Annotated in this window: 26 protein-coding genes; 13 read left to right on the top strand and 13 right to left on the bottom strand. The window is 59.8% G+C overall.

The features are described 5' to 3' along the window. Positions 1–2: 2 nt before the first annotated feature. Positions 3–1,457, bottom strand: a complete 1,455-nt coding sequence (locus ACIQAL_RS06855) for an MFS transporter (RefSeq protein ID WP_401143937.1) — start codon at positions 1,455–1,457, stop codon at positions 3–5. A gap of 255 nt (positions 1,458–1,712) precedes the next feature. Between ACIQAL_RS06855 and ACIQAL_RS06850 the strand changes: the two genes are divergently transcribed. After that, positions 1,713–2,471 (top strand): SDR family NAD(P)-dependent oxidoreductase, encoded by a 759-nt coding sequence (locus ACIQAL_RS06850; protein WP_401143935.1) that lies wholly within the window; start codon positions 1,713–1,715, stop codon positions 2,469–2,471. An 86-nt stretch (positions 2,472–2,557) separates the two neighbouring features. Further along, complete coding sequence (locus ACIQAL_RS06845) at positions 2,558–3,052, top strand: nuclear transport factor 2 family protein (RefSeq protein ID WP_401143933.1); 495 nt, start codon at positions 2,558–2,560, stop codon at positions 3,050–3,052. Between the two features lie 41 nt (positions 3,053–3,093). Here ACIQAL_RS06845 and ACIQAL_RS06840 read toward each other — a convergent pair whose 3' ends face one another. The 5 genes from ACIQAL_RS06840 to ACIQAL_RS06820 all read right to left on the bottom strand — a co-directional run bounded on the left by ACIQAL_RS06840 (position 3,094) and on the right by ACIQAL_RS06820 (position 6,487). Further along, positions 3,094–3,357: a hypothetical protein gene (locus ACIQAL_RS06840; protein ID WP_401143932.1), complete on the bottom strand. Its 264-nt coding sequence runs from the start codon at positions 3,355–3,357 to the stop codon at positions 3,094–3,096. Positions 3,358–3,505: 148 nt separating this feature from the next. Further along, on the bottom strand, positions 3,506–3,916 hold the full coding sequence (locus ACIQAL_RS06835) for a cupin domain-containing protein (RefSeq protein ID WP_401143930.1): 411 nt from the start codon (positions 3,914–3,916) through the stop codon (positions 3,506–3,508). Between the two features lie 107 nt (positions 3,917–4,023). Beyond that, entirely contained in the window at positions 4,024–5,358 is a 1,335-nt protein-coding gene (locus ACIQAL_RS06830; protein ID WP_401143928.1) for an OprD family porin, read from the bottom strand. A 227-nt stretch (positions 5,359–5,585) separates the two neighbouring features. Beyond that, a complete protein-coding gene (locus tag ACIQAL_RS06825; RefSeq protein ID WP_401143926.1) occupies positions 5,586–5,900 on the bottom strand; it encodes a putative quinol monooxygenase in 315 nt (104 codons plus the stop codon). Positions 5,901–6,166: 266 nt separating this feature from the next. Further along, entirely contained in the window at positions 6,167–6,487 is a 321-nt protein-coding gene (locus tag ACIQAL_RS06820) for a hypothetical protein (protein WP_306167752.1), read from the bottom strand. A gap of 463 nt (positions 6,488–6,950) precedes the next feature. On the opposite strand from ACIQAL_RS06820, the gene pstS reads away from it, so the two are divergent. From pstS to pstB, 4 genes are all read left to right on the top strand, one after another. Then, a complete protein-coding gene (gene pstS / locus ACIQAL_RS06815; RefSeq protein WP_401143924.1) occupies positions 6,951–7,967 on the top strand; it encodes a phosphate ABC transporter substrate-binding protein PstS in 1,017 nt (338 codons plus the stop codon). Positions 7,968–8,040: 73 nt separating this feature from the next. Continuing rightward, on the top strand, positions 8,041–9,036 hold the full coding sequence (gene pstC / locus ACIQAL_RS06810; RefSeq protein ID WP_166595248.1) for a phosphate ABC transporter permease subunit PstC: 996 nt from the start codon (positions 8,041–8,043) through the stop codon (positions 9,034–9,036). Continuing rightward, positions 9,033–9,911, top strand: coding sequence for a phosphate ABC transporter permease PstA (pstA, locus tag ACIQAL_RS06805; protein WP_401143922.1), 879 nt, complete (start codon positions 9,033–9,035; stop codon positions 9,909–9,911). Before pstC ends, pstA begins: the two co-directional genes overlap by 4 nt. Next, positions 9,911–10,690: a phosphate ABC transporter ATP-binding protein PstB gene (pstB, locus tag ACIQAL_RS06800; protein ID WP_166595250.1), complete on the top strand. Its 780-nt coding sequence runs from the start codon at positions 9,911–9,913 to the stop codon at positions 10,688–10,690. The genes pstA and pstB overlap by 1 nt, the downstream gene beginning before the upstream one ends. A 200-nt stretch (positions 10,691–10,890) precedes the next feature. On the opposite strand, the gene ACIQAL_RS06795 is transcribed toward pstB, so the two are convergent. Further along, positions 10,891–11,823 carry a LysR substrate-binding domain-containing protein gene (locus tag ACIQAL_RS06795; protein ID WP_341964027.1) on the bottom strand — a complete coding sequence of 311 codons (933 nt, stop codon included), beginning with the start codon at positions 11,821–11,823 and terminating at the stop codon, positions 10,891–10,893. Between the two features lie 494 nt (positions 11,824–12,317). On the opposite strand from ACIQAL_RS06795, the gene ACIQAL_RS06790 reads away from it, so the two are divergent. The 4 genes from ACIQAL_RS06790 to ACIQAL_RS06775 all read left to right on the top strand — a co-directional run bounded on the left by ACIQAL_RS06790 (position 12,318) and on the right by ACIQAL_RS06775 (position 16,074). Continuing rightward, positions 12,318–13,118, top strand: a complete 801-nt coding sequence (locus ACIQAL_RS06790; protein WP_341964028.1) for an SDR family oxidoreductase — start codon at positions 12,318–12,320, stop codon at positions 13,116–13,118. Then, positions 13,111–14,958 carry a glycoside hydrolase family 15 protein gene (locus ACIQAL_RS06785; RefSeq protein ID WP_401143919.1) on the top strand — a complete coding sequence of 616 codons (1,848 nt, stop codon included), beginning with the start codon at positions 13,111–13,113 and terminating at the stop codon, positions 14,956–14,958. Before ACIQAL_RS06790 ends, ACIQAL_RS06785 begins: the two co-directional genes overlap by 8 nt. A gap of 21 nt (positions 14,959–14,979) precedes the next feature. Continuing rightward, positions 14,980–15,189, top strand: coding sequence for a DUF2945 domain-containing protein (locus ACIQAL_RS06780; protein WP_401143917.1), 210 nt, complete (start codon positions 14,980–14,982; stop codon positions 15,187–15,189). Between the two features lie 219 nt (positions 15,190–15,408). Next, positions 15,409–16,074: a hypothetical protein gene (locus tag ACIQAL_RS06775; protein ID WP_401143916.1), complete on the top strand. Its 666-nt coding sequence runs from the start codon at positions 15,409–15,411 to the stop codon at positions 16,072–16,074. A 75-nt stretch (positions 16,075–16,149) separates the two neighbouring features. Here the strand turns inward: ACIQAL_RS06775 and ACIQAL_RS06770 are convergent, their stop codons facing one another. Next, on the bottom strand, positions 16,150–16,347 hold the full coding sequence (locus ACIQAL_RS06770; RefSeq protein WP_401143914.1) for a hypothetical protein: 198 nt from the start codon (positions 16,345–16,347) through the stop codon (positions 16,150–16,152). Positions 16,348–16,697: 350 nt separating this feature from the next. On the opposite strand from ACIQAL_RS06770, the gene ACIQAL_RS06765 reads away from it, so the two are divergent. Next, positions 16,698–16,907 (top strand): DUF2945 domain-containing protein, encoded by a 210-nt coding sequence (locus tag ACIQAL_RS06765; protein WP_401143912.1) that lies wholly within the window; start codon positions 16,698–16,700, stop codon positions 16,905–16,907. Positions 16,908–17,212: 305 nt separating this feature from the next. Further along, positions 17,213–17,899, top strand: a complete 687-nt coding sequence (locus tag ACIQAL_RS06760; protein ID WP_401143910.1) for a hypothetical protein — start codon at positions 17,213–17,215, stop codon at positions 17,897–17,899. Between the two features lie 80 nt (positions 17,900–17,979). Here the strand turns inward: ACIQAL_RS06760 and ACIQAL_RS06755 are convergent, their stop codons facing one another. From ACIQAL_RS06755 to ACIQAL_RS06735, 5 genes are all read right to left on the bottom strand, one after another. After that, positions 17,980–19,404, bottom strand: coding sequence for a DUF2723 domain-containing protein (locus ACIQAL_RS06755; protein WP_401143908.1), 1,425 nt, complete (start codon positions 19,402–19,404; stop codon positions 17,980–17,982). A gap of 61 nt (positions 19,405–19,465) precedes the next feature. Then, a complete protein-coding gene (locus ACIQAL_RS06750; RefSeq protein ID WP_401143906.1) occupies positions 19,466–20,452 on the bottom strand; it encodes a YbhN family protein in 987 nt (328 codons plus the stop codon). After that, positions 20,449–21,189 (bottom strand): SDR family oxidoreductase, encoded by a 741-nt coding sequence (locus ACIQAL_RS06745; protein ID WP_341964529.1) that lies wholly within the window; start codon positions 21,187–21,189, stop codon positions 20,449–20,451. Before ACIQAL_RS06745 ends, ACIQAL_RS06750 begins: the two co-directional genes overlap by 4 nt. 11 nt (positions 21,190–21,200) lie before the next feature. Then, complete coding sequence (locus ACIQAL_RS06740) at positions 21,201–22,517, bottom strand: FAD-binding protein (protein ID WP_401143904.1); 1,317 nt, start codon at positions 22,515–22,517, stop codon at positions 21,201–21,203. Next, a complete protein-coding gene (locus ACIQAL_RS06735; protein ID WP_401143902.1) occupies positions 22,514–23,965 on the bottom strand; it encodes a UbiA family prenyltransferase in 1,452 nt (483 codons plus the stop codon). Before ACIQAL_RS06735 ends, ACIQAL_RS06740 begins: the two co-directional genes overlap by 4 nt. A 308-nt stretch (positions 23,966–24,273) precedes the next feature. Between ACIQAL_RS06735 and norR the strand changes: the two genes are divergently transcribed. Beyond that, positions 24,274–25,833, top strand: a complete 1,560-nt coding sequence (gene norR, locus ACIQAL_RS06730; RefSeq protein WP_401143900.1) for a nitric oxide reductase transcriptional regulator NorR — start codon at positions 24,274–24,276, stop codon at positions 25,831–25,833. Positions 25,834–25,973: the final 140 nt, after the last annotated feature.

Genomic DNA, 25,973 nt, shown 5'->3' with positions numbered 1-25,973 from the left:
CTTCAGGACGAGCGAACCCCTGACACCTCCGATGCCAGGGTCGACTCCCGCGCCAGGGTCAGGCTCACCGCAGCACCGACCGCCAGGCAAGCCGCGATGCACAGCACGGAAATCGTAAACGCATGAGTGATGCTGGCCGCAGTTGTCTGGTCCCCCAGCAAGGTATAAAAAACGCCGCCGATCAGTGCGACGCTCAGCGATGTGCTGATCTGCAACGTGGCGCTGGTGATGCCCGCAATCATCCCGGAATACGCCGGTGCGACTCGGCTAGTCACCATGCGCATCAAGGTCGGCAAGGCCAGCCCTTGTCCAAAGCCAATCAAGAAAAGAATGGTGGCCAGCGACGTGAGCGGCGGGGCGAGGGCAGGTGGCGTCACTGAAACGAGCCAGCCCAGCCATAGAAACCCCACCACTTCCAGTGCCATGCCCACGGGATTCACGTAGCCGCCAAGGACGCGTCTGAGTTGAGGGACCGACAGGGGGCCCAGCAGGAATCCTGCGCCAAATGGCAGGAAAATCAGGCCGGCCTGCAGCGCGGTCATTCGCAGCGCACCTTGCATGTACATCGAGAACAGCAGGAAAAATACCCCGATGGCATAGAAGCACAGCGCGACCAGTAACGCGCGGCCCAGGCCGGGTGCTTTCAGGGCGGCGGGCGCGAGGATGGGGGTTCCGCCAGCACGGTGCAGCCGGCTTTCGTAACGCCAGAACACGACTGCCAGCACGGCAGCGGCGGCGAGCGACAACCATGCCCACAGGGGCCACCCCGCCTCACGGCCTTCAATCAACGGCACGACCAGGGCGGTCAGGCTCAACATCGACAATGCTGTGCCCACCAGGTCCAGCTTGCTGGCGTGCCGGGCGCGGGTTTCCTTGAGCAGAGGGATACCGAACGCAATGACCAGCAAAGCGATCGGCAGGTTGACCAGGAAAATCGCCCGCCACCCCATGCCCAACACGTCGACCGCAATCAAAACGCCGCCCAGTGCTTGACCGATCACAGACGCCAGTCCAAACACCGCTCCATACAAGCTCAATGCCAATGGCCTTTCCGACGCCGGGAAAATGGCCTGTACCGAAGTAAGTGCCTGAGGCGCCATCACGGCAGCAGTGACGCCTTGCAAGGCGCGTCCGAGGATGAGGACCCAGGGCGACGTCGCAAGGCCGCACATCAGGGATGCGGCAGCGAAGCCCAGCAGGCCAAGAAAGAACATCCGCCCGCGACCGTACAGATCGCCGAGTCGACCGCCGGTAATCAGCGTCACGGCGTAGAGCGTTGCATAGGAAGAGATCACGAGCTGCTCGGCGGAGGACCCTGTACCCAGATCTCCCTGTATCGAGGGCAGCGCGACATTCACGATGAAAAAGTCCAGGGGGGGCAGAAATGCGCCGACGAGCAAGATGGCGAACATCACCCAGCGCCGTGGCTCGGACACTTCGGTTTCAATTTGAGACATGACAGGCATCCTGTGTGGCCACTCAGGTTTACGGCGAACGAGAGACGTCGATTGAAAAACAGGCTCGGTCGAGCAGGTTTTTCGCCGACTCGGGTCAAGCCGATTGCCGCCGATTTTGAGGATCACTCGCCGTTTTTGCGCCTTACAAAACTGCACGGCCGTCGTTCATTCGTGGCAGTGCCGCTCCGCTTCAGGGATGTTCACCATGGGCGTGTCGTTCCAAACGACCGTTTATTCACGACTCAGGAGTCAGACATGTCAGGTAAGTTCAGCGATCAGGTCGCCGTCGTGACCGGCGCTTCCACCGGGATCGGCTTTTCCATCGCGCACGCCTTGATCGCCGAGGGCGCCAAACGCGTTTACGTCACGGGGCGTTCAGCGCGGACGCTTGAGGCCGCAGTGTCCAGGCTGGGCCCCAAGGCCATCGCAGTGATATCCGATGTCTCACGCCAGACGGATCTCGACGCACTCAAGGCAACCATCGAGGCGCGAGACGACCAGGTGGACGTTGTGTTTGCGAACGCCGGTATCTGTGAGAAAAACCCGGTGGGAGCGACCAGCGAGACCGCTTATTACTCAATGTTCGATGTGAACGTCAAAGGGGTTTTCTTCAGTGTTCAGACGCTTTTGCCGTTGATGAAGGACGGCTCTTCCATTGTCTTGACCGCCTCGATCTGCTCCAGCAACGGCATGGAAGGCCTGAGCCTGTACAACGCCTCCAAGGCCGCCGTTCGCTCGTTTGCACGCACGTGGGCCAACGAGCTCAAGGACCGAAAGATTCGCGCGAATGTGTTGAGCCCCGGCTTCACCCGTACGCCGCTGATGGACAACGGGCTGAAAATGAGCGAAAGCGACATTGCCGCCCTCCGACAATACGTCGAGCAAATCACCCCATTGGGCTACATGGCACAGCCGGAAGAAATCGCCAGTGCCGCACTGTTTCTAGCCTCTGACGATGCCCGTTACGTGAACGGTGTGGAATTGATGGTCGACGGTGGTTTGTCGCAAATCTGAAGTTGCTGCGTACCTTTCGCTAACGCGTTTGAAGCAACGGGGCACGTGGATCAATCAGGGGCATTCACGCCCCACAGGAGAACACCATGGACATCGAAACCCTGAGCGCTCGACTCGACGCACTGGAAAGCCGCGCCGCGATCGATCGACTCATCAGCGCTTACTCGAACGCATTCGACCGCATCGATGCGAGGCTCTTGAAGGACATCTGGCACCTCGACGCCAGCCTCGATCTACCGGGGTTCGGCACCGCGACGGGCCGTGACGGCATCCTCGCCATGGCTGAAAACAGCTGGCGCCAGATGCCCCATATGCACCACTGGATGGCCAATCCTCTGATCGAGATCGCAGGCGACAGTGCCACAGGCACCGTCGCCGCGGACTGCCTGTTTCATGACATCGACAAAGGCCCGGTGCAAGTCAGCGGGCTCTATCACGACCGGTTCGAACGCCGGGCAGGGAAATGGGCGTTCGTGTCCAGGCGGTTCGAGCTTCACTTCCTGACCCCATTGAACGACTGGCAGCCCATTGCAGGCGTGGAGTCATCTACAACGCTGCCACCAGAGCCACGGCAGGGTTGAGCACGGCATGCGGTCCGGTGCCGTGTCATTCAAGCGCGAGCTCAATGCACCGCCCAAGAGCGTGGCGCGGGTGTGTGGGTAAACTTCGAAATCCCTTTCACCCAGAATCGGCGATGGGAGGTCTGGTCCGGAGGCAGCAGCGGCTGGCTGGACCATTGATGCAGACGCTTCGATTCTTCGCGGTAGGCCTTCCATTCCATCGCTTCTGCCGTGTCTTTGGCCGCTCGCTCGTCATCGAACCAGCCCAAAACGGAAACTTCGCCCTGGTCGCGGCCGTGTTCTACCAGCAGATAAATGTCGTACATGCCTGTGCCTTTCGTTCATCAAGTCCGGCCCGGTGTTCGGGCTCTACTGATGGCTTATCGACAGTTGACCGAAAAAATTGAGTGCTGCGTGATGGGGCGCTGACCGGCGGCGCGGTGTGCCAGAGCGCCGCGAGGGTCGACGTCGAGGTTACTGCGGCAGTGGCGTCAGCACCTCGCCGTTTTCGTCCAGCAGGATGAACACCAGCAATTTCGCCGGTTGTGTGGCACTGGCGTTGCGCGATTCGTAATGTTTCGATCCAGCGGGTTCGTACCAGGTTTGCCCTGCCTTGTAGGTGGTTGCCTTGCCGTCGTTGACCCGTGAAACGACTTCGCCTTCGAGCACATAGGCAATGGCGCTGCCGGTGTGGCTATGGGGAATGGAAGCCTGGCCGGGCGTGTAATCGACGGTCAGGGCCATGGCCTTTTTGCCCGGCGCGTTGAGCATCGGGTGATTTTCCAGGATTGTGATTTTTTCGTGTGTGTCGTCGTGGGCTTGCGCGGTGAAGGACAGCGACAGGGAGAACGCGAGGCAGGAGAGGGTGGTGGCCAGCAGTTTCATGAACGGTGCTCCGAAAAGGGGTGACAGGTGACACGCTAAGCCTCGCGTGCCATCGGTCACACTGCCAATCCGGGGAAAGATCAGGGGGCCAATTGCAGCGCCCCGTTTTAGAGGACAGAAATGGGGTAGTCGACGATCAGGCGAAATTCGTTCTGATCCCCCTCGGCTTGATCGGCATTGCCGCGATGCCAGGCTTGGCGGATGCGGAACGACAGATCCTTCGCCGGGCCGTCCTGAATCACGTATTTGGCTTCCAGGTTGGTTTCGTGGTGTTTGCCGTCCTCACCATAGCCATAGGCGCGGTAGGGGCTGTCGGCGGCCATTTTGGTGCCGTCGATGTCGCGGCCGTTGATGTAACGCGCCATGAAGCTTAAGCCGGGCACGCCATACGTCGCCATCGACAGGTCATACCGGGCTTGCCACGATTTTTCGCCCGGGCCGTTGAAGTCCGAGTACTGCACGGAGTTGGCGAGGAAGATCGAGTCGCCAGTGGTGCCAGGGCCGTTGTCGCCGAAAGACACGTAGTCGAACGGCTCGTCGCCATGGACTTTCTGGTAGGCGAGGGTGAAGGTGTGCCCCGCCAGAAAACTGTAGGCGGCCGCCAGCGACCAGGTGGTGTTGTTGATTTCACCGGCTTTGGCCTGACCTTCGTCGTTGGTGCGGTAGATGTTGAAGTCGAAGGTCACCGACTGATCGCTCGGCATCGCCAGCACATAGTTGGCGTTGGCGTAGTACTGACGCCAGACGTCTTCGAATTCGGAACCGTATAACTGAACGGACAAGCTGTCGTTGATCGCGTACTTGCCACCGACGAAATCGACGCTGCTCGTGGTCACCCCGGCATAACTGGCGTACAGCTCGCCGCTGGAGCTGGTGTGCTGCGGCCCGTTGCCTGCGGTGAAGTGACCACCTTCAAGGTCAAGCCCTTGCAGTTCGCTGCTTTGCAGGCTGAAACCGGTGGCGGTCTGCGGGAACAGCCGGGTGCCGCCTGCCGCGAAAACCGGCGCGGTAGGCTGCATCGTGCCCCACTTGAGTTCGGTCTTGGAGATGCGCGCTTTGATTGCACCGCCAGCGGTGGCGAATTCGTCTTCTGGGTTGCCGCTGCTGTCGACCGGAATATTGCCCGTGCCGGAGTGGCCCGCGCCGCCGTCGAGTTTCAGGCCGTACCAGCCGTAGGCATCGACGCCGAAACCGACCGTGCCGGGCGTGAAACCAGAGCTGAAGTTGGCCATGGCCGCCTGGGACCAGTCCCGACGATCCCCGGCACCGCTTTTGCCATCCCGGTTGAAGTAATAGTTGCGCAACAGCACGTTGAGTTTGGCGTCCTCGACGAAGCCCTTGGCATCGGCCTGGTCACTGACAAACGCCTCGGCGGCTTCCACCGATTGGACATATCCCGCTGAAACCGCCAGTGCGATCAAGCTCAGACTTAGCATTCTCATAATGGCATGACCTCTCAAGTTCCTGAGGCAACGTGCTATCACGGCGTGCGTGCGATAGCGTCCACTTGCCTGCAAGAGCAGAAGCGTAATCCGGGTTTTTGAGTTCGCCACTTTCCGCGCGCAATCAGCCCCTCCACAGGCCGTTTTTCTGACGATTGGATTAGTTAACAGGCAATTAAGCGGGGTCGTTAAAGTGTTTGTTCAAGGGGAATCACCTGTCCGAACGCTCAACGACTTGTCGGAAAGTTGCAATGTTCAGCGTCGCTCTCAAACGCCACCTGACGCACGAAACAGTTGCTCAGCAAACCGTTCAAGCCTTCATTGCTCGGTTTGGCGAAGTGGGCGGCCATGACTTCGCAGGACGGCCAGCGCACGTCGATGATCCACAGATCCTGGTCTGCTTCGTCGCGGTTGAGGGTGCTGCTCAGGCAGCCGGACACGGAAGGGAGGTTTTTGACGACACCGGCCAAATACTCGCCCAGTTCTTGAGAGCGGCCATGAGCGGCGTGAATCCGAACGGTGTTGCAGGTTTCCAGGGTCATGCGAATGTCTCCGTCACAAACGATATCGTCTTTCAACGGAGCCATATTAGTGGGGGACGGCGTAAATGCCAGTGGCCAATCGGAGGATTGAGCGGGAGGCCAATGCGTTGGGAGAGGTAAGGTGCTGAGCGGCTGTCAGAAACGGCGGGGGAGCGAATCATCTCGCTCCCCCTCACTGTGATTCAAGACTGCTCATAGACAGTCGCAACACCGCGCACGGTTTGAGGCTCACAGCTTGCGACTCAAGGCTGGCGGCTCGCTGCCCTTTATTTGCTGCCGCTGGACCCGCCGGTGCCGCCCGCGCCACCGCCACTGCCGCCCATGCCGCTACCATTGCTCATGCCGCCGCCCTGGCCAGCGGCGCCATTACCGTCCGAGCTGCCCATCCCTTTGGTGCCTGGGGTAGAACTGTTGCCGGCTTTTGGAGTGCCGTCAGTGTTCGGGCCGGCGCTGCCATTACGCGGGCCGGTGGTGTTGGAGTTGGTGTCGACCGGGTTGGTGGGGCCTGTCGATCCTGCGAATGCAGAGCCGGTTGCGATAGCCATCAGGCTGGCAAGGGTCAGAGCCGTCAGTTTTTTCATGATCATGATGTGAATCCCTTTCTGTTGTGGATACACATTGGTCTGGTAGCCGTTCGGAGACGTGCCGTGGTCCCGACGAACGGTCGTTTCGAACGGTCTGAAAAACCTGGAAACACCTTAATGACTTCATCGCAACGTTCTGTTGACCCATCACACGCAAGACCGACATCAACACCGGTCATCCTGACACCGTTTTGTCATCTTCACGCCGAAAACACGGGGTTTCAGAGCCGTTATCGAGCCGATTGTGGCGCATTGATATTAATTTCTAAAAACGTGGACAACCCGGTTGGGAGCCAATGAATTCGGGGGTTTTGTTTTAACAGGGTGTAGGAAATAACCTACAAAATCGCCTCGATTCGAAGGTGTGTCCCAAGACTGTCATCAAACAGAAATGTTTCGGGTTTTAAATCTGCATCGGGTCTTCAACTGCGACCACACATACACATTCTCTTGCTGAGGTATTGCCGTGAATCTGCTGACAAAAACACGCCTGTCACTCCTGCTGGCTTCGATGGCCTTGTCCGGAATGGCACACGCTACGGACGTCACTGGTGCTGGTTCGAGCTTCGTGTTCCCAGTCATCTCGAAATGGGCGACCGAGTACAGCGCAAAGTCCGGCAACAAGGTTAACTACCAGTCGATCGGTTCCGGCGGCGGTATCGCACAAATCAAGGCAGCCACCGTTGACTTCGGTGCTTCCGACGCCCCTCTTAAAGCCGAAGACCTGCAGGCTTCGGGCCTGGGTCAGTTCCCAAGCGTGATCGGCGGTATCGTTCCAGTCATCAACGTTGAAGGCATCGAAACCGGCAAGCTGGAACTGAGCGGCAAAGTCCTGGCCGACATCTTCCAGGGCAAAATCACCAAGTGGAACGATTCAGCGATCGTTGCGCTGAACAAAGGCCTGAAGCTGCCTGAGTCCGCGATCACCGTGGTTCACCGTTCGGACGGTTCGGGTACTTCGTTCAACTTCACCAACTACCTCAGCAAAGTCAGCCCGGACTGGAAAGCCGGTCCTGGCGAAGGTTCGGCTGTTCAGTGGCCAGTCGGTGTGGGTGGCAAGGGTAACGAAGGTGTGGCTGCTTACGTGAAGCAGATCAAGGGTTCGATCGGCTACGTGGAATTCGCCTACGCCAAGACCAACAACATTTCCTACGTCAAGCTGGAAAACGCTGCTGGCAAAACGGTCGAGCCTAGCGCCAAAGCGTTCGCCGCTGCCGCTGCTACCGCTGACTGGGCAAGCGCCAAGGACTTCAACCTGATCATGACCAACGCCCCGGGCGCTGAGGCATGGCCAATCACTGCCACCACCTGGATCATCATGTACAAGCAGCCGAAGAAGGCTGAAGAAAGCAAAGCCGCTTTCGACTTCTTCAAGTGGTCTCTGGAAAGCGGTCAGGCTCAAGCCGAGTCCCTGGACTACGTTCCACTGCCTAAAGAGCTGGTCAGCAAGATCGAAACCTACTGGAAAGCCGAGTTCAAGTAAGAACTCGACGTTATCCGGCTAACCCCTGTCACCGAGCGCTCGGTGACAGGGTTTCCTTGCGAGTGGACCCACCATGACTGAGAACACCCAATATATGTCCGCTGTGATTCCGGATGCTGAATCCGAGAGCGAAAAACGCGCGGCCCGCGATCACCGACACGACGCCTGGTTCCGGCGCACGATGCTGGGAGCGGCTCTGTTGGTGCTGCTGTTGCTGGCGAGCATCGCCGGCTCGACACTCTGGGGCGGTGCCCTGGCGTTCAAGACCTTTGGTTTCGAATTTCTTACCAGTACCGAATGGGACCCGGTCGCCGGTCATTTCGGCGCATTGGTGCCGATCTACGGCACGCTGGTCACCTCTTTCCTTGCGCTGCTGATTGCCGTTCCGGTGAGTTTCGGCATCGCGATTTTTCTGACTGAAGTGGCGCCGCCCTGGCTGCGCACACCGATTGCTTCCGCTGTCGAGTTGCTGGCGGGCATCCCCTCCATCATCTACGGCATGTGGGGCCTGTTCGTCTTCGGCCCGTTCATGGCTGCGTACCTGGCGCCGTGGATCAACGACAACCTCGGCGCGTTGCCGCTGATCGGCCCGGTCTTCCAAGGCCCGCCGCTCGGCATCGGCATGCTCACCGCGGGTATCGTGCTGGCGATCATGATTACCCCGTTCATTACCTCCGTCATGACGGAAGTGTTCCGCAGCGTGCCAGTCGCCCTGAAAGAGTCGGCCTACGCACTGGGCGGCACGACCTGGGAAGTGGTCTGGGACATCGTCCTGCCCTACACCCGCTCGGCGGTGGTCGGCGGCGTCTTTCTGGGGCTGGGTCGCGCACTGGGTGAAACCATGGCCGTGACCTTCGTACTGGGTAACGCTCACCAGTTCTCTGCATCGCTGATGATGCCAAGCAGTTCGATTGCGTCTGTGATCGCCAACGAATTCAGTGAGGCGTACACCGACCTGCATCGCTCGTCGCTGATCGCCCTGGGCTTCTTGCTGTTCGTTGTTACGTTCATCGTGCTGGCCATTGCCCGCCTGATGCTGTCCCGTCTGTCGCGCAAGGAGGGCCTATGAGTAAGGTCGACAACGAAAACCTGTATCGGATGCGGGCTTTCAAAAACAAGCTGGCGATGGTCCTGAGTTGTGGCGCGACCGTGTTCGGTCTGCTGTGGCTGGTGTGGATTCTGATCACCACCCTGGTCAACGGTTTTCAGGCGCTGAACCTGCGCCTGTTCACCGAGATGACGCCGCCGCCCGGCGCCGAAGGTGGTTTGGCCAACGCCTTCTACGGCAGCTTCCTGATGTCCGGCATCGGTCTGTTGATCGGCACCCCTATCGGCTTGATGGCCGGTATCTGGCTGGCGGAATTCGCGCGCCACACCAAGCTGGGCAACGCCGTTCGCTTCATCAACGACATCCTGCTGTCAGCACCGTCGATCGTGCTCGGCCTGTTTGTCTACACCGCCGTGATCCTGCCGATCAGTGCCGTGACCGACCACCGCATTGGCTTCTCGGCCTTTGCCGGTGCGCTCGCCCTGGCGTTGCTGGTGATTCCGGTCGTGGTGCGTACCACCGACGAAATGCTGCAACTGCAACCGGCGACCATGCGTGAAGCGGCCCTGGCCCTTGGCGTTCCGCAGTGGAAACTGACCCTGCAGATCGTCCTGCGTGCCGCCCGTGCCGGTGTCGTCACCGGTATTCTGTTGGCCCTGGCGCGCATCACCGGTGAAACCGCGCCGCTGCTGTTCACCGCGTTCGGTAACCAGTTCTGGAGCGGTAACCTGCTCAAGCCGATCGCCAGCATTCCCGTCGTGATCTTCCAATACGCCATGAGCCCGTTCGACGACTGGCACTCTCTGGCATGGGCCGGCGCCCTGATCATGACCCTGTTCGTACTGTTGCTGAGCCTCAGCTCCCGTCTCCTTCTTCTGCGCAATAAGGCATCCTGATGAATAACCTTTCGCTTGCCGACGAAAAAACCAAGATCCAGGTCCGCAACCTCGACTTCTACTACAACGGCCACCAGTCGTTGAAGTCCATCAACATGACCATTCCCGAGAAGCGCATCACGGCGATCATCGGCCCGTCGGGTTGCGGCAAGTCGACCATGCTGCGCGTGTTCAACCGGATCTACTCGATGTACCCGAAACTGGAAGCCAAGGGCGAAGTCTTGCTCAACGGCGAAAACATCCTGGCGCCGGGCTATTCGATGAACCGTCTGCGCAGCCACGTAGGCATGGTGTTCCAGAAGCCAGTGCCGTTCCCGATGTCGATCTACGACAACATTTCGTATGCCGTAAAGCACCACGAAAAGCTGTCGCGTCGCGAGATGGAAGAGCGTGTCGAAGAAGCCCTGCGCGGTGCTGCGCTGTGGGACGAAGTGAAAGACAAGCTCAAGCAAAGCGCTCAGAGCCTGTCCGGTGGTCAGCAGCAGCGTCTGTGCATCGCCCGCACCATCGCCCTGCGTCCGCAAGTGCTGCTGTTGGACGAACCGACTTCGGCACTCGACCCGATCTCCACCGGTCGCATCGAGCAACTGATCACTGAGCTGAAGGAACAGTTCACGGTGGTTATCGTGACCCACAACATGCAACAGGCCGCGCGCTGCTCGGACTACACCGCGTTCATGTTCCTGGGCGAACTGATCGAACACGGCGACACCGACACCATCTTCACCAAGCCGACCAAGACCCAGACCGAAGATTACATCACTGGTCGTTTCGGCTGATTCACGCCCCACGCCGTTGCCTGTGGCCGCTCAACCGGGTTGCCACAGGCACGACCCCGAACACCTTGTAGACCTGCAGCACCACGAAACCTCTGTAGGAGCGAATTCATTCGCAAAGGGCCGGTACATCCGACACTTCTCTATCGGATGTTTGAACGCCTCGCGAATGAATTCGCTCCTACAGTTGGGCTTGCTTCACCTCAGCCTTTGGGCAGCGGCGGAATCGGGCTGTAATCCCCCATGAACTGCTCCAGCCGCTTGCGCAGCCAGCGCTCGGCCGGATCAGTGTCCATCACGCTCAGCCAGACCATCGACAGCTCCAGATTCGGGGTGATGAACGGCAACGGCTCCCCCCTCAACAGTCCCGAATTGCCCATCGCCAACGTCAGATGATCCGGCAGGTTGCACAGCAGATCCGTTCCGGCCATCAAGGCGGGCAGGGTGCTGTATTGCGGCACAGACAGGACGGCCTTGCGCTTGCGCCCGATGGCCGCCAGCCACTCATCCGCGAAGCTCGAAATGTTCGCCACGTGAGAAACCACCACATGCGGCCGTGAGCAGTATTCGTCCAGGGTCAAGGGTTCGGGCGAATCGTCTGCCCGCACCACCATCGGCTGCACGCTGCGCAGCAACTTGCGCTTGGCATTGGCGGGGAGTTCGCGGGTCAGGCACACACCGACCGTGATCTCACCGGACATGAGCAATTCGGAGACATTCCAGTAGCTGACCTGCTGAATGACGATCACGACGCCCGGTGCTTCCTGGCGGATGGCGCGCAACAGGGGCGGCAACAGGCTGTATTCGACATCGTCGGACAGGCCGATGCGGAAGGTCATGTCGCTGCTGGCGGGATCGAAATCGCGGGTCAGGCTCAGTGCCACGGACATCGCGTCCAGGGCGGGCGAGAGGTGATGGATGATCTCGTTAGCGCGGGCCGTGGGTTCCATGCGATGGCCAACGCGGATGAACAAGGGGTCGTTGAACAACGCTCGAAGCCGGTTCAGGGCGGCGCTGATAGTGGGCTGGCCAAGGAACAGCTTCTCGGCGGCACGGGTCACGTTGCGCTCTTGCATCAAGGTCTCGAACACCACCATCAGGTTGATGTCGGCCTTGCGCAGTTCGTTGCGATTCATACCTGATCCCCGTTACGCGACATTCGTCACCCTGCTCGTTGAAAGCCTGCGAAATGATGACCGGCAGTTTATGGAGCGCTGTCGCCCGCCGTCCAGCGTAACCGTATGTTTCGCGGACCGGTTGGTTAACGGAAGGGCTTTGCGCCCTGTGCCTGTCGACCGACGCACAGACCTGTGGGAGCGAATTCATTTGCGAAAACGGTATTCCAGGCGAAGGAGATGCAGCGCCTGGGCCGACGATTCGCGAATGAATTCGCTCCCACAGGTTCACCTGCGCTGCGGCGTCTGAGCCAGACACGGACCTAATTTGTGGGAGCGAATTCATTCGCGAAAACGGTATTCCAGGCGAAGGAGATGCAGCGCCTGGGCCGACGATTCGCGAATAAATTCGCTCCTACAGATTCGGATCGTGTCCAGTCTGGCGACAGCCTCAATGAACTTCCATCCAGCGCCATCAGTCAGCATTTAAACGCTCATCTGAGGCACGACATTCCATGCAGATTTCCTTGAAAGGCCAGGTCGCACTGGTAACCGGTGCCAGCTCTGGCTTGGGCCTGGGCGCGGCCCGAGGGCTGGCGGCTTCCGGCGCCGCGGTCGTGGTCAATTACCACTCCCAACCCGAACCCGCAGAAAAACTGGTAGATGAGATATTGAAAGCGGGAGGCCAGGCCATTGCCGTCCGCGCCGACGTGTCGAAAGAGGAGGAGGTCGAGGCCCTGTTCGCCGAAACCCTGAAAGCCTTTGGTCGTCTGGACATCCTGCTCGCCAACTCGGGCCTGCAAAAAGACGCCCCTATCGCCGAACTCAGCCTCGACGACTGGAACACCGTGATCAGCGTCAACCTTACCGGCCAGTTTCTCTGCGCCCGTGCGGCGTTGCGCCAGTTCGCCAAACAGGAAATCCGTCCCGAGATTTCCCGCGCACTGGGCAAGATCATTCATATGAGTTCCGTGCACCAGGTCATTCCTTGGGCCGGACACGTTAACTACGCGGCCTCCAAAGGTGGGGTGGACTTGCTGATGCGCAGCATCGCCCAGGAAGTCGGCGAGCAGCGCATCCGCGTCAACAGCATCGCGCCGGGGGCCATTCGCACGGCCATCAACACCAAAGCCACCACCGGCGACGCCGAGAAAGCACTCCTGAAACTGATCCCCTACGGCCGCGTGGGCGAAGCCGAAGACGTCGCCAACGCCGTGGTCTGGCTGGCCTCCGACGCCTCCGATTACGTGCACGGCACCACGCTGTTCATCGACGGCGGCATGAGCCTGTACCCGGAGTTCCGCAACAATGGCTGAGCCTTCCCGCACGCAACACGACCCGCGCGACGAGCCGCAGAATGCCATCGAGAACCACGGCATCATTGGCGACATGCGCAGCGCGGCGCTGGTGGCCGACACCGGCAGCATCGACTTCTGTTGCTGGCCGGATTTCGACAGCCCGAGCATCTTCACTGCGCTGCTCGACACCCCGGACGCCGGGATCTTCCAGCTGTCGCCCATCCTTCCTGACGCACGCCGCCAGCAGCTGTACCTGCCCGAAACCAACGTGTTGATGACCCGCTGGATCGCCAAGGATGCAGTGGTCGAAGTCACCGACCTGATGCCCATCGCCGACGATGTCGAGGACCTGCCACGGCTGGTACGGCGCATTCACGTGCGCCATGGCACGACGAAAGCGCGGATGCTGTGCCGCGTCCGCCACGACTACAGCCGCGCGGAAACCACCGCGCAGATGGAGGGCAAAGACGTGCGCTTCGAAGCTGATGGTCAACCGGCCATGCGCCTCTGCGCCACGGTGGACCTGTCGCTGGACGGCCACGCCGCCATTGCCGAATTCGAGATGAAGCAGGGCGATATCGTTGAGTTCATGCTCGGCGGTGCCGACGACGAAAACGTCCGCGCCACCCAATGCGACTGCGACCTCAAAAGCACCGTGGACTATTGGCAACACTGGAGCCGTCACTCTAACTACCGGGGCCGCTGGCGGGAAACGGTCAACCGTTCCGCGCTCGCCCTTAAACTTCTGACCTCGCGCAAGCACGGCGGCATCGTTGCGGCGGCCACCTTCGGGCTGCCGGAAGAAGAGGGCGGCGAGCGCAACTGGGACTACCGCTACACCTGGATACGCGACGCGTCTTTCACCGTCTACGCCTTCATGCGCCTGGGCTACATCGACGAAGCCAACGCCTTCATGCACTGGGTCCGCGAGCGCATGGGTGATTGCTGCGACGACTCGACCAAGCTCGGCATCCTGTATTCCCTCGCGGGTCAGGAAGAGCTGCCCGAAGAAAACCTGTCCCACCTGTCCGGCTACGGCGGCGCGACCCCGGTCCGCATCGGCAACGAGGCCTACAAACAAACGCAACTCGACATCTACGGCGAGCTGCTCGACGCCGTGTACCTGGCCAACAAATACGGCGAAGCCATCTCCCATGAAGGCTGGAAGCACACGACCCGACTGGTCAACGAACTCTGCGAAAACTGGCGCAGCAAGGACGTTGGCATTTGGGAGATGCGCGGCGACGATCAGCATTTCCTGCACTCGCGACTGATGTGCTGGGTGGCACTGGATCGCGCGCTGCGTCTGTCGTTCAAGCGTTCGCTGCCCGCGCCGTTCGAGCGCTGGACCAACGAGCGTCAGGCCATCCACGACGACATCTGGGAAAACTTCTGGGACCACGACCTCGGCCATTTCGTCCAGCACAAGGGCAGCAAGAACCTCGACGCCTCGATGCTGCTCATGCCGCTGGTGCGGTTCGTCGGCGCCAGCGACCCGAAATGGCTATCGACCCTCGATGCCATCGAACGCACCCTGGTGCGTGACGGTATGGTCTTCCGCTACCGCAACGACGACAGCTACGGCGATGGCCTCGACGGCGACGAAGGTGCATTTGTCGCTTGCTCGTTCTGGTACGTCGAATGCTTGGCGAGGGCAGGGCGCGTGGAACAGGCGCACCTGGAATTCGAGCAACTGCTGCGCTACGCCAACCCCCTCGGCCTCTACGCCGAAGAGTTTGACACCCACGGTCATCATCTGGGCAACACGCCGCAGGCCCTGAGCCACCTGGCACTCATCAGCGCGGCAAGTTTTCTGGACCGCAAACTCGAAGGCAGCCAGACCCTCTGGCAGCCCTGACCCTCATCAAGGAGCAATCACATGGCCCATGCATTCAAGAAAGGCGATCACGTGCGCTGGAACTCCGACGTGGGCCATGTGGTGGGGGTTGTCACCAAGGTGCATACCAAAGGTGTCGAGTTCATGGGACGGCATCGGCCTGCGTCGAAAGACGAGCCGCAGTACGAGGTAAAGAGTGACAAGACCGGGCATTTGGCAATGCACAAAGAAAATGCGTTGGAGAAAGTTTAAGTCACTCTGCTCGCCTGACGCGGTCACGGTTTTTAGAATCATTTGAAGTAACTGTTATTTCCAATGCATGTTTGAAAAGTCATAACTGACTGTCGGACATGAGAATAATCTTTTCATCGTGATCGCTGTCTGTCCTCAGTCCGGCGCAGCAGATTGTAATTAGCCCGGTCATGGTCATAATCTGTAGAGGGATGTTTATCTGAGGCAAGGAGTCGAGAAATGAATACCGAATCGATGGAAGATCGGGTGGAAATTCTGGATCAGGATGAACATGTGGGGTGGGCGGATATCAAGGATGGAATCTGGTCTTATGATTTAAGCGATCTGGACGAGGGAGATCACCGAGTCGTTGGCAGATACCGGGGAACGGACTCCACACCCTGGCTATTTGCTCAGGGGGCTTCAGAATATGTCGAGGACTTTGAGGGGCTACCTAGTGAACGTTTCACTGAGTTCGAGCAATCTTGGTACAGTGCGATTTGGGCGCCCCAAAATCCGAACAATGCGTTAAGGCCAAAAGCAACACTGAACGGCTCTAGGCTTGGGCTCCATGGAAAAGCGCTCGATCTGGTGGCTCAGCGGGTGAATGGCATCGTCAGTGATTGCATCTATACGATGACATTCCATTCATTATGGAAAACTGTCACCTTTGACTGCTATGTGCAGACTCATACCGAAGCGTCGCGCAGATGGATCGAAACGTTGAACGATAGTAATGACATTTTAAATAGCTTCACATTACCCCATACCAGAGGGTTGCAACGGATTGTTCTGAGCAATGGAGAGCGCTCGATACGAGCTTTGCGATTCAATTTGATACCCGCTGATGAAGGCGGTGCGGCGCTCCGAATTTATGTCGACACCCTCGAAGTCTCTGCTCGATGATGACCCTGCTTCCGTGCATCTCAAAGGTGCACGCCAGCGCCAATAAATGTATGTTCCCCAACTGACCCTGGCGCCTCACGTCAGATAGGTCAGACCCTTGGGCGCGGCGTACAGGATGGTACAGCGGATAAAGCTTTGATTCTGGTGGAACGCACAGATCGCTATACCGGAACCGCCCCCATCGATTACCACAACCACATTCTGCCCCAGTTCCCGCACCTTTGCCTTGACCATTCCGCAACTTCCCATCGAGCTGAAGACGACGGTGGCCACTGCCTATCTGCTGTGCCGAAGTCCGGCAACGTCTCCAACGTAAACCGGTCCGCAATCATCTCACAGTAACTGGTCCGCGCCAGGTACGCCCCCGGGCCTTTGAGATAGGCGTCGATGTTCGCGACTTCTTCACACAACTCAAACGTCCGCCCCTTAAGCAAGCCACTGGCCTGGGCCGAGCGCGGGGCGCCGTTGGGGGGGGCAGTCGGCTCGACACTCACTTCCATCCAGTCGGCAACACGCTCCAGGCGTTGAGCCACATGGCCCCATCAGCGCCCCCACTTTCCTCGACCGCAAACTTGGGGCAGCCAGACCTCTGGCAGCCCTGACGCTTATCAAGGAGCAGTCACATGGCCCACACATTAAAGAAAGGCGATCACGTGCGCTGGAATTCGGACGTGGGGCATGTGGTGGGAGTGGTCACCCAGGTGCATACCAAGGACGTCGAATTCATGGGACGGCATCGGCCTGCGTCGAAAGATGAACCGCAGTATGAGGTCAAGAGTGACAAGACCGGGCATCTGGCGATGCATAAAGAAGGGGCGTCGGAGAAGGTGTGAAGCGGTGTAAGGTCGTATTCAGCGTATCCTGCTCAGGTACGGGGCGGACAGACTGTACGTGAATTGGGCATATGCCGATGACGTAAGCGTTTCTGTTTTTTCACATTAAGCTGTGCGGCTTAGATTTGATCGAATTAAACATTATTCCAATTCACTATTTATAAGTACTAAGTGCTTGTAATGGCAGGGAGAACGTTGCGGGTGTTGTTTTTTTCTAACGCTCAACGTAAATAACGTCCGTTGCAAAAGATTTTCTCGTGTCCATACTGAGGCAAGGTGATTTATTGATAGAAAGGGGTTTATCGATGAAAACAGTATCTGCTGAGGAACGCTTGGAAATTCTTGATAATGGCCAGCACCTGGGTTGGGCAGATGTGGTTGATGGAAAGTGGGACTATGCCCACTCCGGATTACCCGTCGCTGCACACAGTCTGACGGCGAGTTATAAAGGTAAAGAGTCGCCCGCGTGGAGCGTAATTGTCGAATTGGAGAAGCCGCACGAAGAAACATTCGAGACCGCACCGATGGGGACTTTTTTTGCGCTTTCTCGTCCGTATTACCAGGGTGCGACTTCTTATGAGGGGCATCTGGGCAACGGTGTTAATCCGCCCACTCGTATTTTAGAGGGAGGTAATAATCCAGGATCGGGCAAGTCTTTGTTAATAAGTTCGTTCAACGGTAGAGCAGGCAGCAGTGGTGATTACAGCACGGTTTACGTGATGGATTTTAAAGAAGAATATTCCGTCGTCTCGTTTAGAAGTACATCTCAGACCGGGTGGGAAGGAAGAGCATCCGTGACGGTAGAAGCGCTCGACGCCTCCAGGGGGATGATCGAGACCCATACGTTTCCCAGCCCTGAGTTTACGACAGCCACTGTCACGGTCCGTGGTACTGCGCAGCGGAAAATAAAGTTTCTGAGGTTCAGTTCCAGGATCGTTGTCCCGGACGCTTGGCACGCGCTCTACGTCGATGATTTAACGATGACCAAGTAATCACTCGCAGCACCTGTGGAGACGATGGTTGTTGGTGATGTAAGGGTGACCGAGCATCAAAGCGGGGCACTAACAGCCTTTTACTTCACCCTCAACTCATACCCCACCGGCAGCGTCTCCAACGTAAACCGATCCGCAATCATTCCGCAGTAACTCGTCCTTGCCAGGTACGCCCCTGGCCCTTTCAAATAAGCGTCGATGTTCGCGACTTCCTCACACAACTCAAACGTCCTTCCCTTGAGCAAACCACTGGCCTGGGCCGAGCGCAACGCGCCGTTGGGCGTCCAGTCGGCGATGATGAGGGCGCCTTCGGGGGCGGACTTTTCGTAGCTGTGCACGAACTCTTCGGCAGAGCGGTCGGTCAGGTACGGCACCATGAAATAGTGAATGTCGTCGCGAAACGGCAAGGTTTCCTTGTGCACGGGCAACTGGATCGCGCCGCTGGCGTAGACGGCGAATACCGCGAGAATCAGCACCGGGGCGGCGAGGGGCGAGGCGGTCGCCAGTCCGGTGGCGTTGCGCGGCAGCAGGGCGTACAGCTGAATCACCCCGATGATGCTCAGCAGCACGGCCCCTGGCAGGAAGAAGGTGAAGCGGTCGGTGACGTTATAGGAGACCGCGAAGATGAAGTTCATCATCGCCGCCGCCCACAACACCCGCAGCGCCGGACGCTTGGGGAACAGCAGCAGGCCAACCAGTTGCGGGCCGATCAGCGAAAGCATCAGCAGCACCACCGAGTTTTTCTCGTGCCACATGTCGTCGAAGCGGAACAGCGAGCCTTGCCAGCTTTGCTCCGTGGTGCGGTCGGGGATGCCGATCAGGTAGCGGTGGCCGATGTCGTAGAGGCTGAGCCCGTTGTGCATTTCATTGATGACGCCGGGGATCGCCACGGCGAAACCCACCACGAAGCCGGGCAGAGTGACGAGCACCCGCGCCTTGTGCTGCCAAAGCATCTGTACGTAGAGCGGGAACAGCACGATGAAGGTCAACTGGTGAATCGCAGCGGCGAGGCCGGTCAAGACGCCGATCAGGAACAGCGCGGGCATCACGCCCAGACGCGGTTTGTCGTTGAACTGGATCATGTAGGCGAAGATCACCAGCACCGTGTGCAGGATGTAGACCTCGGCCTTGGTCGAGACCCAGAACACGCAGTGACACAGGACAGCGGAGGCCACCGCGATCAGCGCTTGTTGGCTCGTCGCGCCGACGCCTTTGGCGAGACGGTAGATGGCCCAGCCCAGCGGGATCAGCAACAGCGAATTCATGAAGCTCAAGACCAGCGGCCCGAAGCCTGCGAACAGCGCGGTACTGACGAACAGATAAAGCGGGTGATCCAGCGGGCCGAGGGTCTGGCTGAAGAAATGGCCTTGGGACGCATCGGCGAGGAACATGCCGTTGTCCATCCACTGGATGGGCCCGCTTGACGCGAGAAAGCTGGCGAGAATCGCCCCGATCATCAACAGCGCGGAAATCAGCATTGATCGATTGCGTACAGCTGCCACCATGAGTTGCACTCCTGTCCCTGTTTTTCCATGACGCGCAGCCGAACGGGGGTGCGCGTGAACCTTACTGAACCGCTTCGCGCCGAGGCGCCGTTTCACCTTTGAGCTTGAACAACATGACTGCGCCGATGGCCACGGCGAACCACAAGGTCGCCACGCGAATCAGCACGGTGGCGGCCACGGCGTCGGCACTGTTCATGCCTTTCCACACCAGCAGCCCGACCATCACCGCTTCTGCGCCACCGAGGCCGCCCGGCATGAAGCTCACCGCCCCCGCGAGCATCGCCAAGGCGTACACGAACACCGCGAAAGTCAGCGGAATCTCGGCGCCCATCCAGTGCAGAATCCAGTCGAAAGCCAGCGCTTCCGCACTCCAGGCCACGACGCTCAAGACGGTGAGGCCGAGCATCAGGCGCAGGCGATGGCACTGCTGCGCGTGCACCAGCACTTGCAGCAGATGGCGCAACAGGCCGATGACCTTGCCGCCCTCGGAGGGCACCATCAGCATCAGGCGCTCCAGCAGACGTCGCTGCGACAGCACCAGCAGACCGACCAGTACCAGGCTGACCCCGACCACGATCATCGGCATCGCCTCGGGGTATAGCGACAGGCCGAAGAGGGTCAGCAGCACCACGGCGAACAGGTCCGACAGGCGCTCGCTGAAGAACGCGGCGAAGCTTTGCGGGTAGGGTACGCCCCAGCGTTTGAGCAGCACGCCGCGCAACGCTTCTCCGGCTTTGCCCGGCGTGGTGGTCAAGGCGAACCCGGCCAGGTAAATGTTCAGGCTCGGGCGCCACGGCATGGGATGACCCAGCACCTTGAGGTAGGCCTGCCAGCGCACGAAACGCAGACCGTAGTTCACCGACGACATGAACAGCGCGATGACGATGCCGATCAAGCCAACCTCGCGCACCGCCGCGCCCACGGCCTGCCAGCCGCCCCACAGCGAAAAGGCCAGGTAGCCCAGCGCCGAGCCCACCACTGACAGCACGACAGCGCGGTAGCGCCAGCCCGACAGCTGGACCGGCTCTTCGGAGGCTGTCGCGTTCACAGGTTCAGCCTCTTGAACACCGGCTGCGGGATCGAGCGGATGATCAGCATGATCAAGGCCCAGAACCCTGGCGCGTACAGGGTCGGCACCTTATTGGCGATGCCTTTGACGATCCGTTGCGCGACCTGCGCCGGCTGCGCCAACAGCGCGGCGGGCAGCGACAGGCCTTGTGTCATCGGGGTGTCGACGAAGCCCGGCTTGATCGTGGTGACGTGCACACCCAGCTTGAACAGCCGCGCCTGCAGCCCTTCGCAATAGGTGGAAACCGCCGCCTTGGCGCTGCCGTACAGGTAATTCGAAGGCCGCCCGCGATCTGCCGCCACCGACGAAATGATCGCCAGACTGCCGCAGCGCTGGGTCTCGAATTGCGTTGCCAGCACCGTCAACAAGGCGATGACCGACGTGCAATTGTTGGCGAATTCACGCAGGGCCAGATGCACATCGCGTTCGCAGGCTTTCTGATCAGGGAGGGTGCCGTGGGCGATCAGCGCAATGTCGATCTGGCCCAGGGCGGTCAGGCAGCGGCCCATCATCAACGGGTGGGCATCGATGTCGTTGGCGTCCATCTCGTGCAGCGTGACGTTCTTCGCGCCCCGGGCCTTGAGGTCGGCGGCAGTCTGCTGGAGCTTGTCGACGTTGCGCGCGACGAGAAAGAAATCGCTGCCCTCGGTGGCCCACAAACGGGCGCAGGCAGTGGCGATGGCCGATGTCGCGCCAATGATCAGCACTTTTTTCATGTGGGGTGTGTTCATAGCAGCACGCGGCTCCAGAAACGGGACATCAGAGAGGGATCGCGCAGCGCTTCCAGTCGCTCCCAGGCGGGGTACGCCCGACGAAAGTCCGCGCCGCTCATATGGGCATCCTTGGCCGGATACAAGCGGCCTCCCGCAGCACGAACGATGTCGTCCAGGCGCGGGAATACAACGTCTTCCAGGTGTTCGCTCTGGGGGAAATCCAGCGCCAGCGAGGTGCCTGGCATCGGGAACGACAGCAGGCCCGGCGAACGCACGTCGCCGCAGCGCTTGAGCACCGCGAGAAACGAGCCTTGCCCCGCATCGGCAATGGCGCGCAACAACTCGCCCATCGCCGCTTCGGCGTTGGCGGTAGGAATCACGCATTGATACTGCTGAAAGCCTCGGCGACCGTAGATGCGGTTCCAGTGCAGGATGCGATCCAACGGATAGAAAAACGGTTCGTAGGCGCTGCGCCCTGGTGTGCGCTTGCTTGGATGCACGCGCCAATACAAGTTGTTGAAAGCGCTCAGGGACAGTTTGTTGATCAGCGAGACCGGCGGCGTCACTGGAACGCTCAATTTGGCGCGGCGTTCGGTGGTCAGCGAGCCGTACTGCGCGTGGTCGCCGACGATGAACACGCCACGCCCGGTTTCGGCGCCTTTGGCCAGGCAATCGACCCAGGCGACGCTGTATTCGTGTTGCTCGTCGAGTTCATCCGACAGCGCGAAAAACTCGGCGAGGTTGGCGAAGCGCACGGTGGTGGTGTCGATCTGACTGGCGCGGATCGGCATCAACTGGATTTGCGCCCAATGAATGATCCCGGTCAGCCCCAGACCGCCAATACTCGCCGCGAACAGCGACGCGTTGACGCTGGGGGAACAGACCATCTCGGGCTGACCGTGGCGCAGCAGACCAAAGCTGCGCACGTGGCGGCCAAACGTGCCGCGCACGTGGTGATTCTTGCCGTGTACGTCGTTGGCGATGGCGCCGCCGACGGTGGCGAATTGGGTGCCGGGGGTGACTGGGAGAAACCAGCCGTGGGGAATCGCGACGCTCAGGACTTCGGCGAGGGTGATGCCCGTTTCGATCTTGAGCACGCCGTTGTCCCAGTCGGCTTCGATCAGACGGTCCAGCGAGCGCATGTGCAGCACCTGATCGCTGGTCGCGAGGCAACTGTCGCCGTAGCTGCGGCCGTTGCCATAAGGCAGGCTGCTGCGATGATCGTCGATCACCTGGTCGAGGTGCGCGGGCAGATCGTCGAGCCAGACGCAGCTGTGACCCTTTTGCGGACTCTGGGGATAGCGGCCCCAGGAATACAGGGGTGTGCTCATGCGGCGATCCAGAACATCAGCAGGAAAATCGCGCCGATCAGCTGGCTGGTGCGGTCGCGGATGGCGAACACCACCGGGTCTTCGTTCATCTGCCCGCGATGGGTCAGCATCCACACGCGGGTGACCCAGAACAGCAACAGCGGGCACGCCAGCCAGATCACGTGGGGCGTGACGTACAGCGCGGTGGTCTTGGCGTCCTGGATGTACAGCGCCAGGACCATCACCGCCAGATACCCGGACGACGCACCGAGGGAGGCGATCATGTCCAGGTCACCGGGGTAATAGCCGCGCCCTCGGGCAAAGGTGTTCACTTCCCGAGCGCGAGCGTCGCGCAACTCGGCGTAGCGCTTGACCATCGCCAGACTCAAGAAGATGAACATCGAGAACGCGAGAATCCAGAAGGTCAGCGTGAGGTTGAACGCGGCGACCCCGGCAATGATGCGCGCGGTGTAGAGCATCGCCAGCGCGATCACGTCCCAGGCCATCAGCCGTTTGAGCTTCAGCGAGTAAGCCAGTGTCAGGCCGTAGTAGGCCGCCATCACCGCCGAGAACTGCCAGGGCAGTAACAGCAACGCCGCGCCGAAGGCCGTGAGCAACAGGGTTGGCACCAGTATCAGCCCGGCCTTGATCGACAGCCGTCCGCTGGCGAAGGGGCGGTTGCATTTGCTCTTATGGTGGCGGTCGTCGCACAGGTCCAGCAGGTCGTTAAGGATGTAGACGCTGGAGGCGCAGAGGCCGAAGCAGAAGAAGGCGAATATGCCGTCGCGCATCAGGTCGAATTGCGCCAGGCGGTGGGACGCCAGCAGTGGCACAAAAATCAGGGCGTTTTTCAGCCACTGGTGCATGCGCAGCGCCTTGCGCCAGTCCCGCAGGCTGGCGGTGTTGGTGCGGATCGTCGGTTCGACTTGGGTCATGGCCTCGACGCGGGACTCTACTCCTGAATCCGGGTTGACCACATAGGCTTGGCGGGAGACTTTCCAGATCGGCAAATCATCTTTCGAGTTGCCGATGTAATCGAAGCCGCCTTCACCGTAGTGCGCAACTAACAGGTCACGTTTGTTATTGCCGGACAAGTTGCGATTGGCGTTGGACGCCAATACCAGGTCAAACAGTTGAAGGTGTTCGGCAATCTTTTCAGCGAGGCTGACATGGCTGGCCGTGGCCAATACGATCATGCGTCCCGTGGCTCTTTCGGACTGGATCATTTCAATGATCTGGGGGTCGTACGGCAATACGGATACGTCGATTTCCGTCCCCAGTGCCAAGCCTTCCTTGAGCGCCGCCTTGCCTTTGAGCAACCACCTGAAGAGGCTGAACGCCTTCAGTGGCGTGCCTCTGACAAAGGCCATGGCTGTTTCCATGAGCAGATCCGAACGCAACAATGTGCCGTCCAGATCAACGACCAGGGGGGGAAACGTTTCCTGAACTCTTCCCTGAATTCTTGCCATGTTCGGGTGCTCCTTTGGGGATCAGTCCGACTATAAACAAAAATGTTTTTTCGAAACTTCATTTAAATTAAAGGGTCCTGCGCGGTGCGACGAGTGTCTGACGTCAGAATTAAACAGCGATTTTTACCCGCACTATGAAGTGCAAATGTCTCAAGGGTGAAACAGCGCGCGGCGATTAATTGGCGACCAACTAATGACGTATATTCAAGCCGTTGCATGGATGAAATGGCGCGAATTGGCCGTGGCGGCGCTCCGAGCCAGTGTCATAATGACAACGTTTTCGGCGTTTAACCGTGTTCTGGAGCTCTATGACCCACCCCTTGCTGCTGGCCCTCGTGCCCCTTGTGGCCGACTTGTCCCGCGATTTGCCAGACCAGGAACGTTATCGGCGGCTGTTACGCTCGCTGCGGCAGTTGCTGCCCTGTGATGCCGTCGCGTTGCTCCGGCTTGAGGAGGACGTCTTGGTGCCGTTGTCGGTCGAGGGATTGAGCCCTGACACCTTGGGCAGACGCTTTCGATTGGGCGAGCACCCGCGGCTGGACATCATCGTGCAAAACCGCGAGCCCACGCGCTTTTCCACCGACTGTGACTTGCCGGACCCCTACGACGGTCTGGTAGACGGCGTGCATGGCGACCTCGAAGTGCACGATTGCCTCGGCTGTCCGCTGTACGTGCAGGATACGTTATGGGGCGTGATCACGCTGGACTCGCTGGACCCGGCGCGTTTCGGCAGCGCCGATCTGCGGGATCTGCAAGCGTTTGCCAGCCTGGCGGCAGCCACGGTCATGGCCAGTGAACGCATGAGCCTGCTGGCCCGCAGCGTTGAAGATCAGCGGCAACTGGCTGAAGTCTACAAACGCGCCGCGGGAGGGCGCGGGCCCCGAGAGTTGATAGGGCAAAGCGCGGTGCACCGCCGCTTGCAGCAGGAAATCCAGCTGGTGGGCAACAGCCCGCTGACGGTGTTGATCACTGGGGAAACCGGGGTCGGCAAGGAGTTGGTGGCCGAAGCCATTCACCTGCAATCGCCTCGTGCGCAGAAGCCGCTGATCAGCCTCAATTGCGCCGCCCTCCCTGAATTACTGGTGGAAAGCGAACTGTTTGGTCACGTCAAAGGCGCCTTTTCGGGGGCAGTCAGTGGACGCAGCGGCAAGTTCGAACTGGCCGACGGGGGCTCGATCTTCCTCGACGAAGTAGGGGAGTTGCCGCTGCCGGTGCAGTCCAAGTTGCTGCGGGTGTTGCAGAGCGGGCAATTGCAGCGGGTGGGGTCCGATCAGGAGCATCACGTGGACGTGCGCATCATCGCCGCCACTAATCGTGATCTTGCGGAAGAGGTGCGCGCCGGGCGTTTCCGGGCTGACCTCTATCACCGTCTGAGCGTGTACCCGTTGGTGGTGCCGCCCTTGCGCGAGCGAGGCCGGGATGTGTTGCTGCTCGCCGGGTATTTTCTGGAAGAGAACCGCGCACGGATGGGCTTGCGCAGCCTACGGATGAGTCCCGAGGCGCAAGGGGTGTTGCTGGGTTATTCATGGCCGGGCAACGTGCGCGAACTGGAGCACCTGATCAGCCGCGCTGTGCTGAAAGCCCTGTCGGCCCACAGCGAAAGGCCCCGCATTCTGACCATCGAGGCGCCCGCGCTGGGGCTGGAGGATGAATCGCCCATCGCCCCCCGTACGCCACCGCTGCTGGCGGACGTGCATCCGGTGGTCAAACCCGGCGAGGGGCTGAAAGAGGCGGTCGACGGGTTTCAGACGATGTTGATCAATGAGGCCTTGGCCCGGCATCAGGGACGGTGGGCCGAGGTGGCGCGCGAGTTAAACGTAGACCGGGCCAACCTCAGTCGGCTGGCCAAGCGATTGGCGATCAAGTGAGCGCCAGGCTCCGCTTTTGATTCTGGCCGGAGGCCGTAGGAGTCCAGCTTGCTGACGATCTGCCGGGCACCGGCAGCAAAGCCTGACAACTCAGTCGTATCAGGTAAATCGCGCTCATTGGTTTTACTGCTGCTTCGCAC

This window comes from Pseudomonas sp. NPDC088368, from assembly GCF_044753445.1.
GTDB classification, from domain to species: domain Bacteria; phylum Pseudomonadota; class Gammaproteobacteria; order Pseudomonadales; family Pseudomonadaceae; genus Aquipseudomonas; species Aquipseudomonas bambusae.
This window is presented reverse-complemented; position numbering and strand designations above follow the sequence as displayed.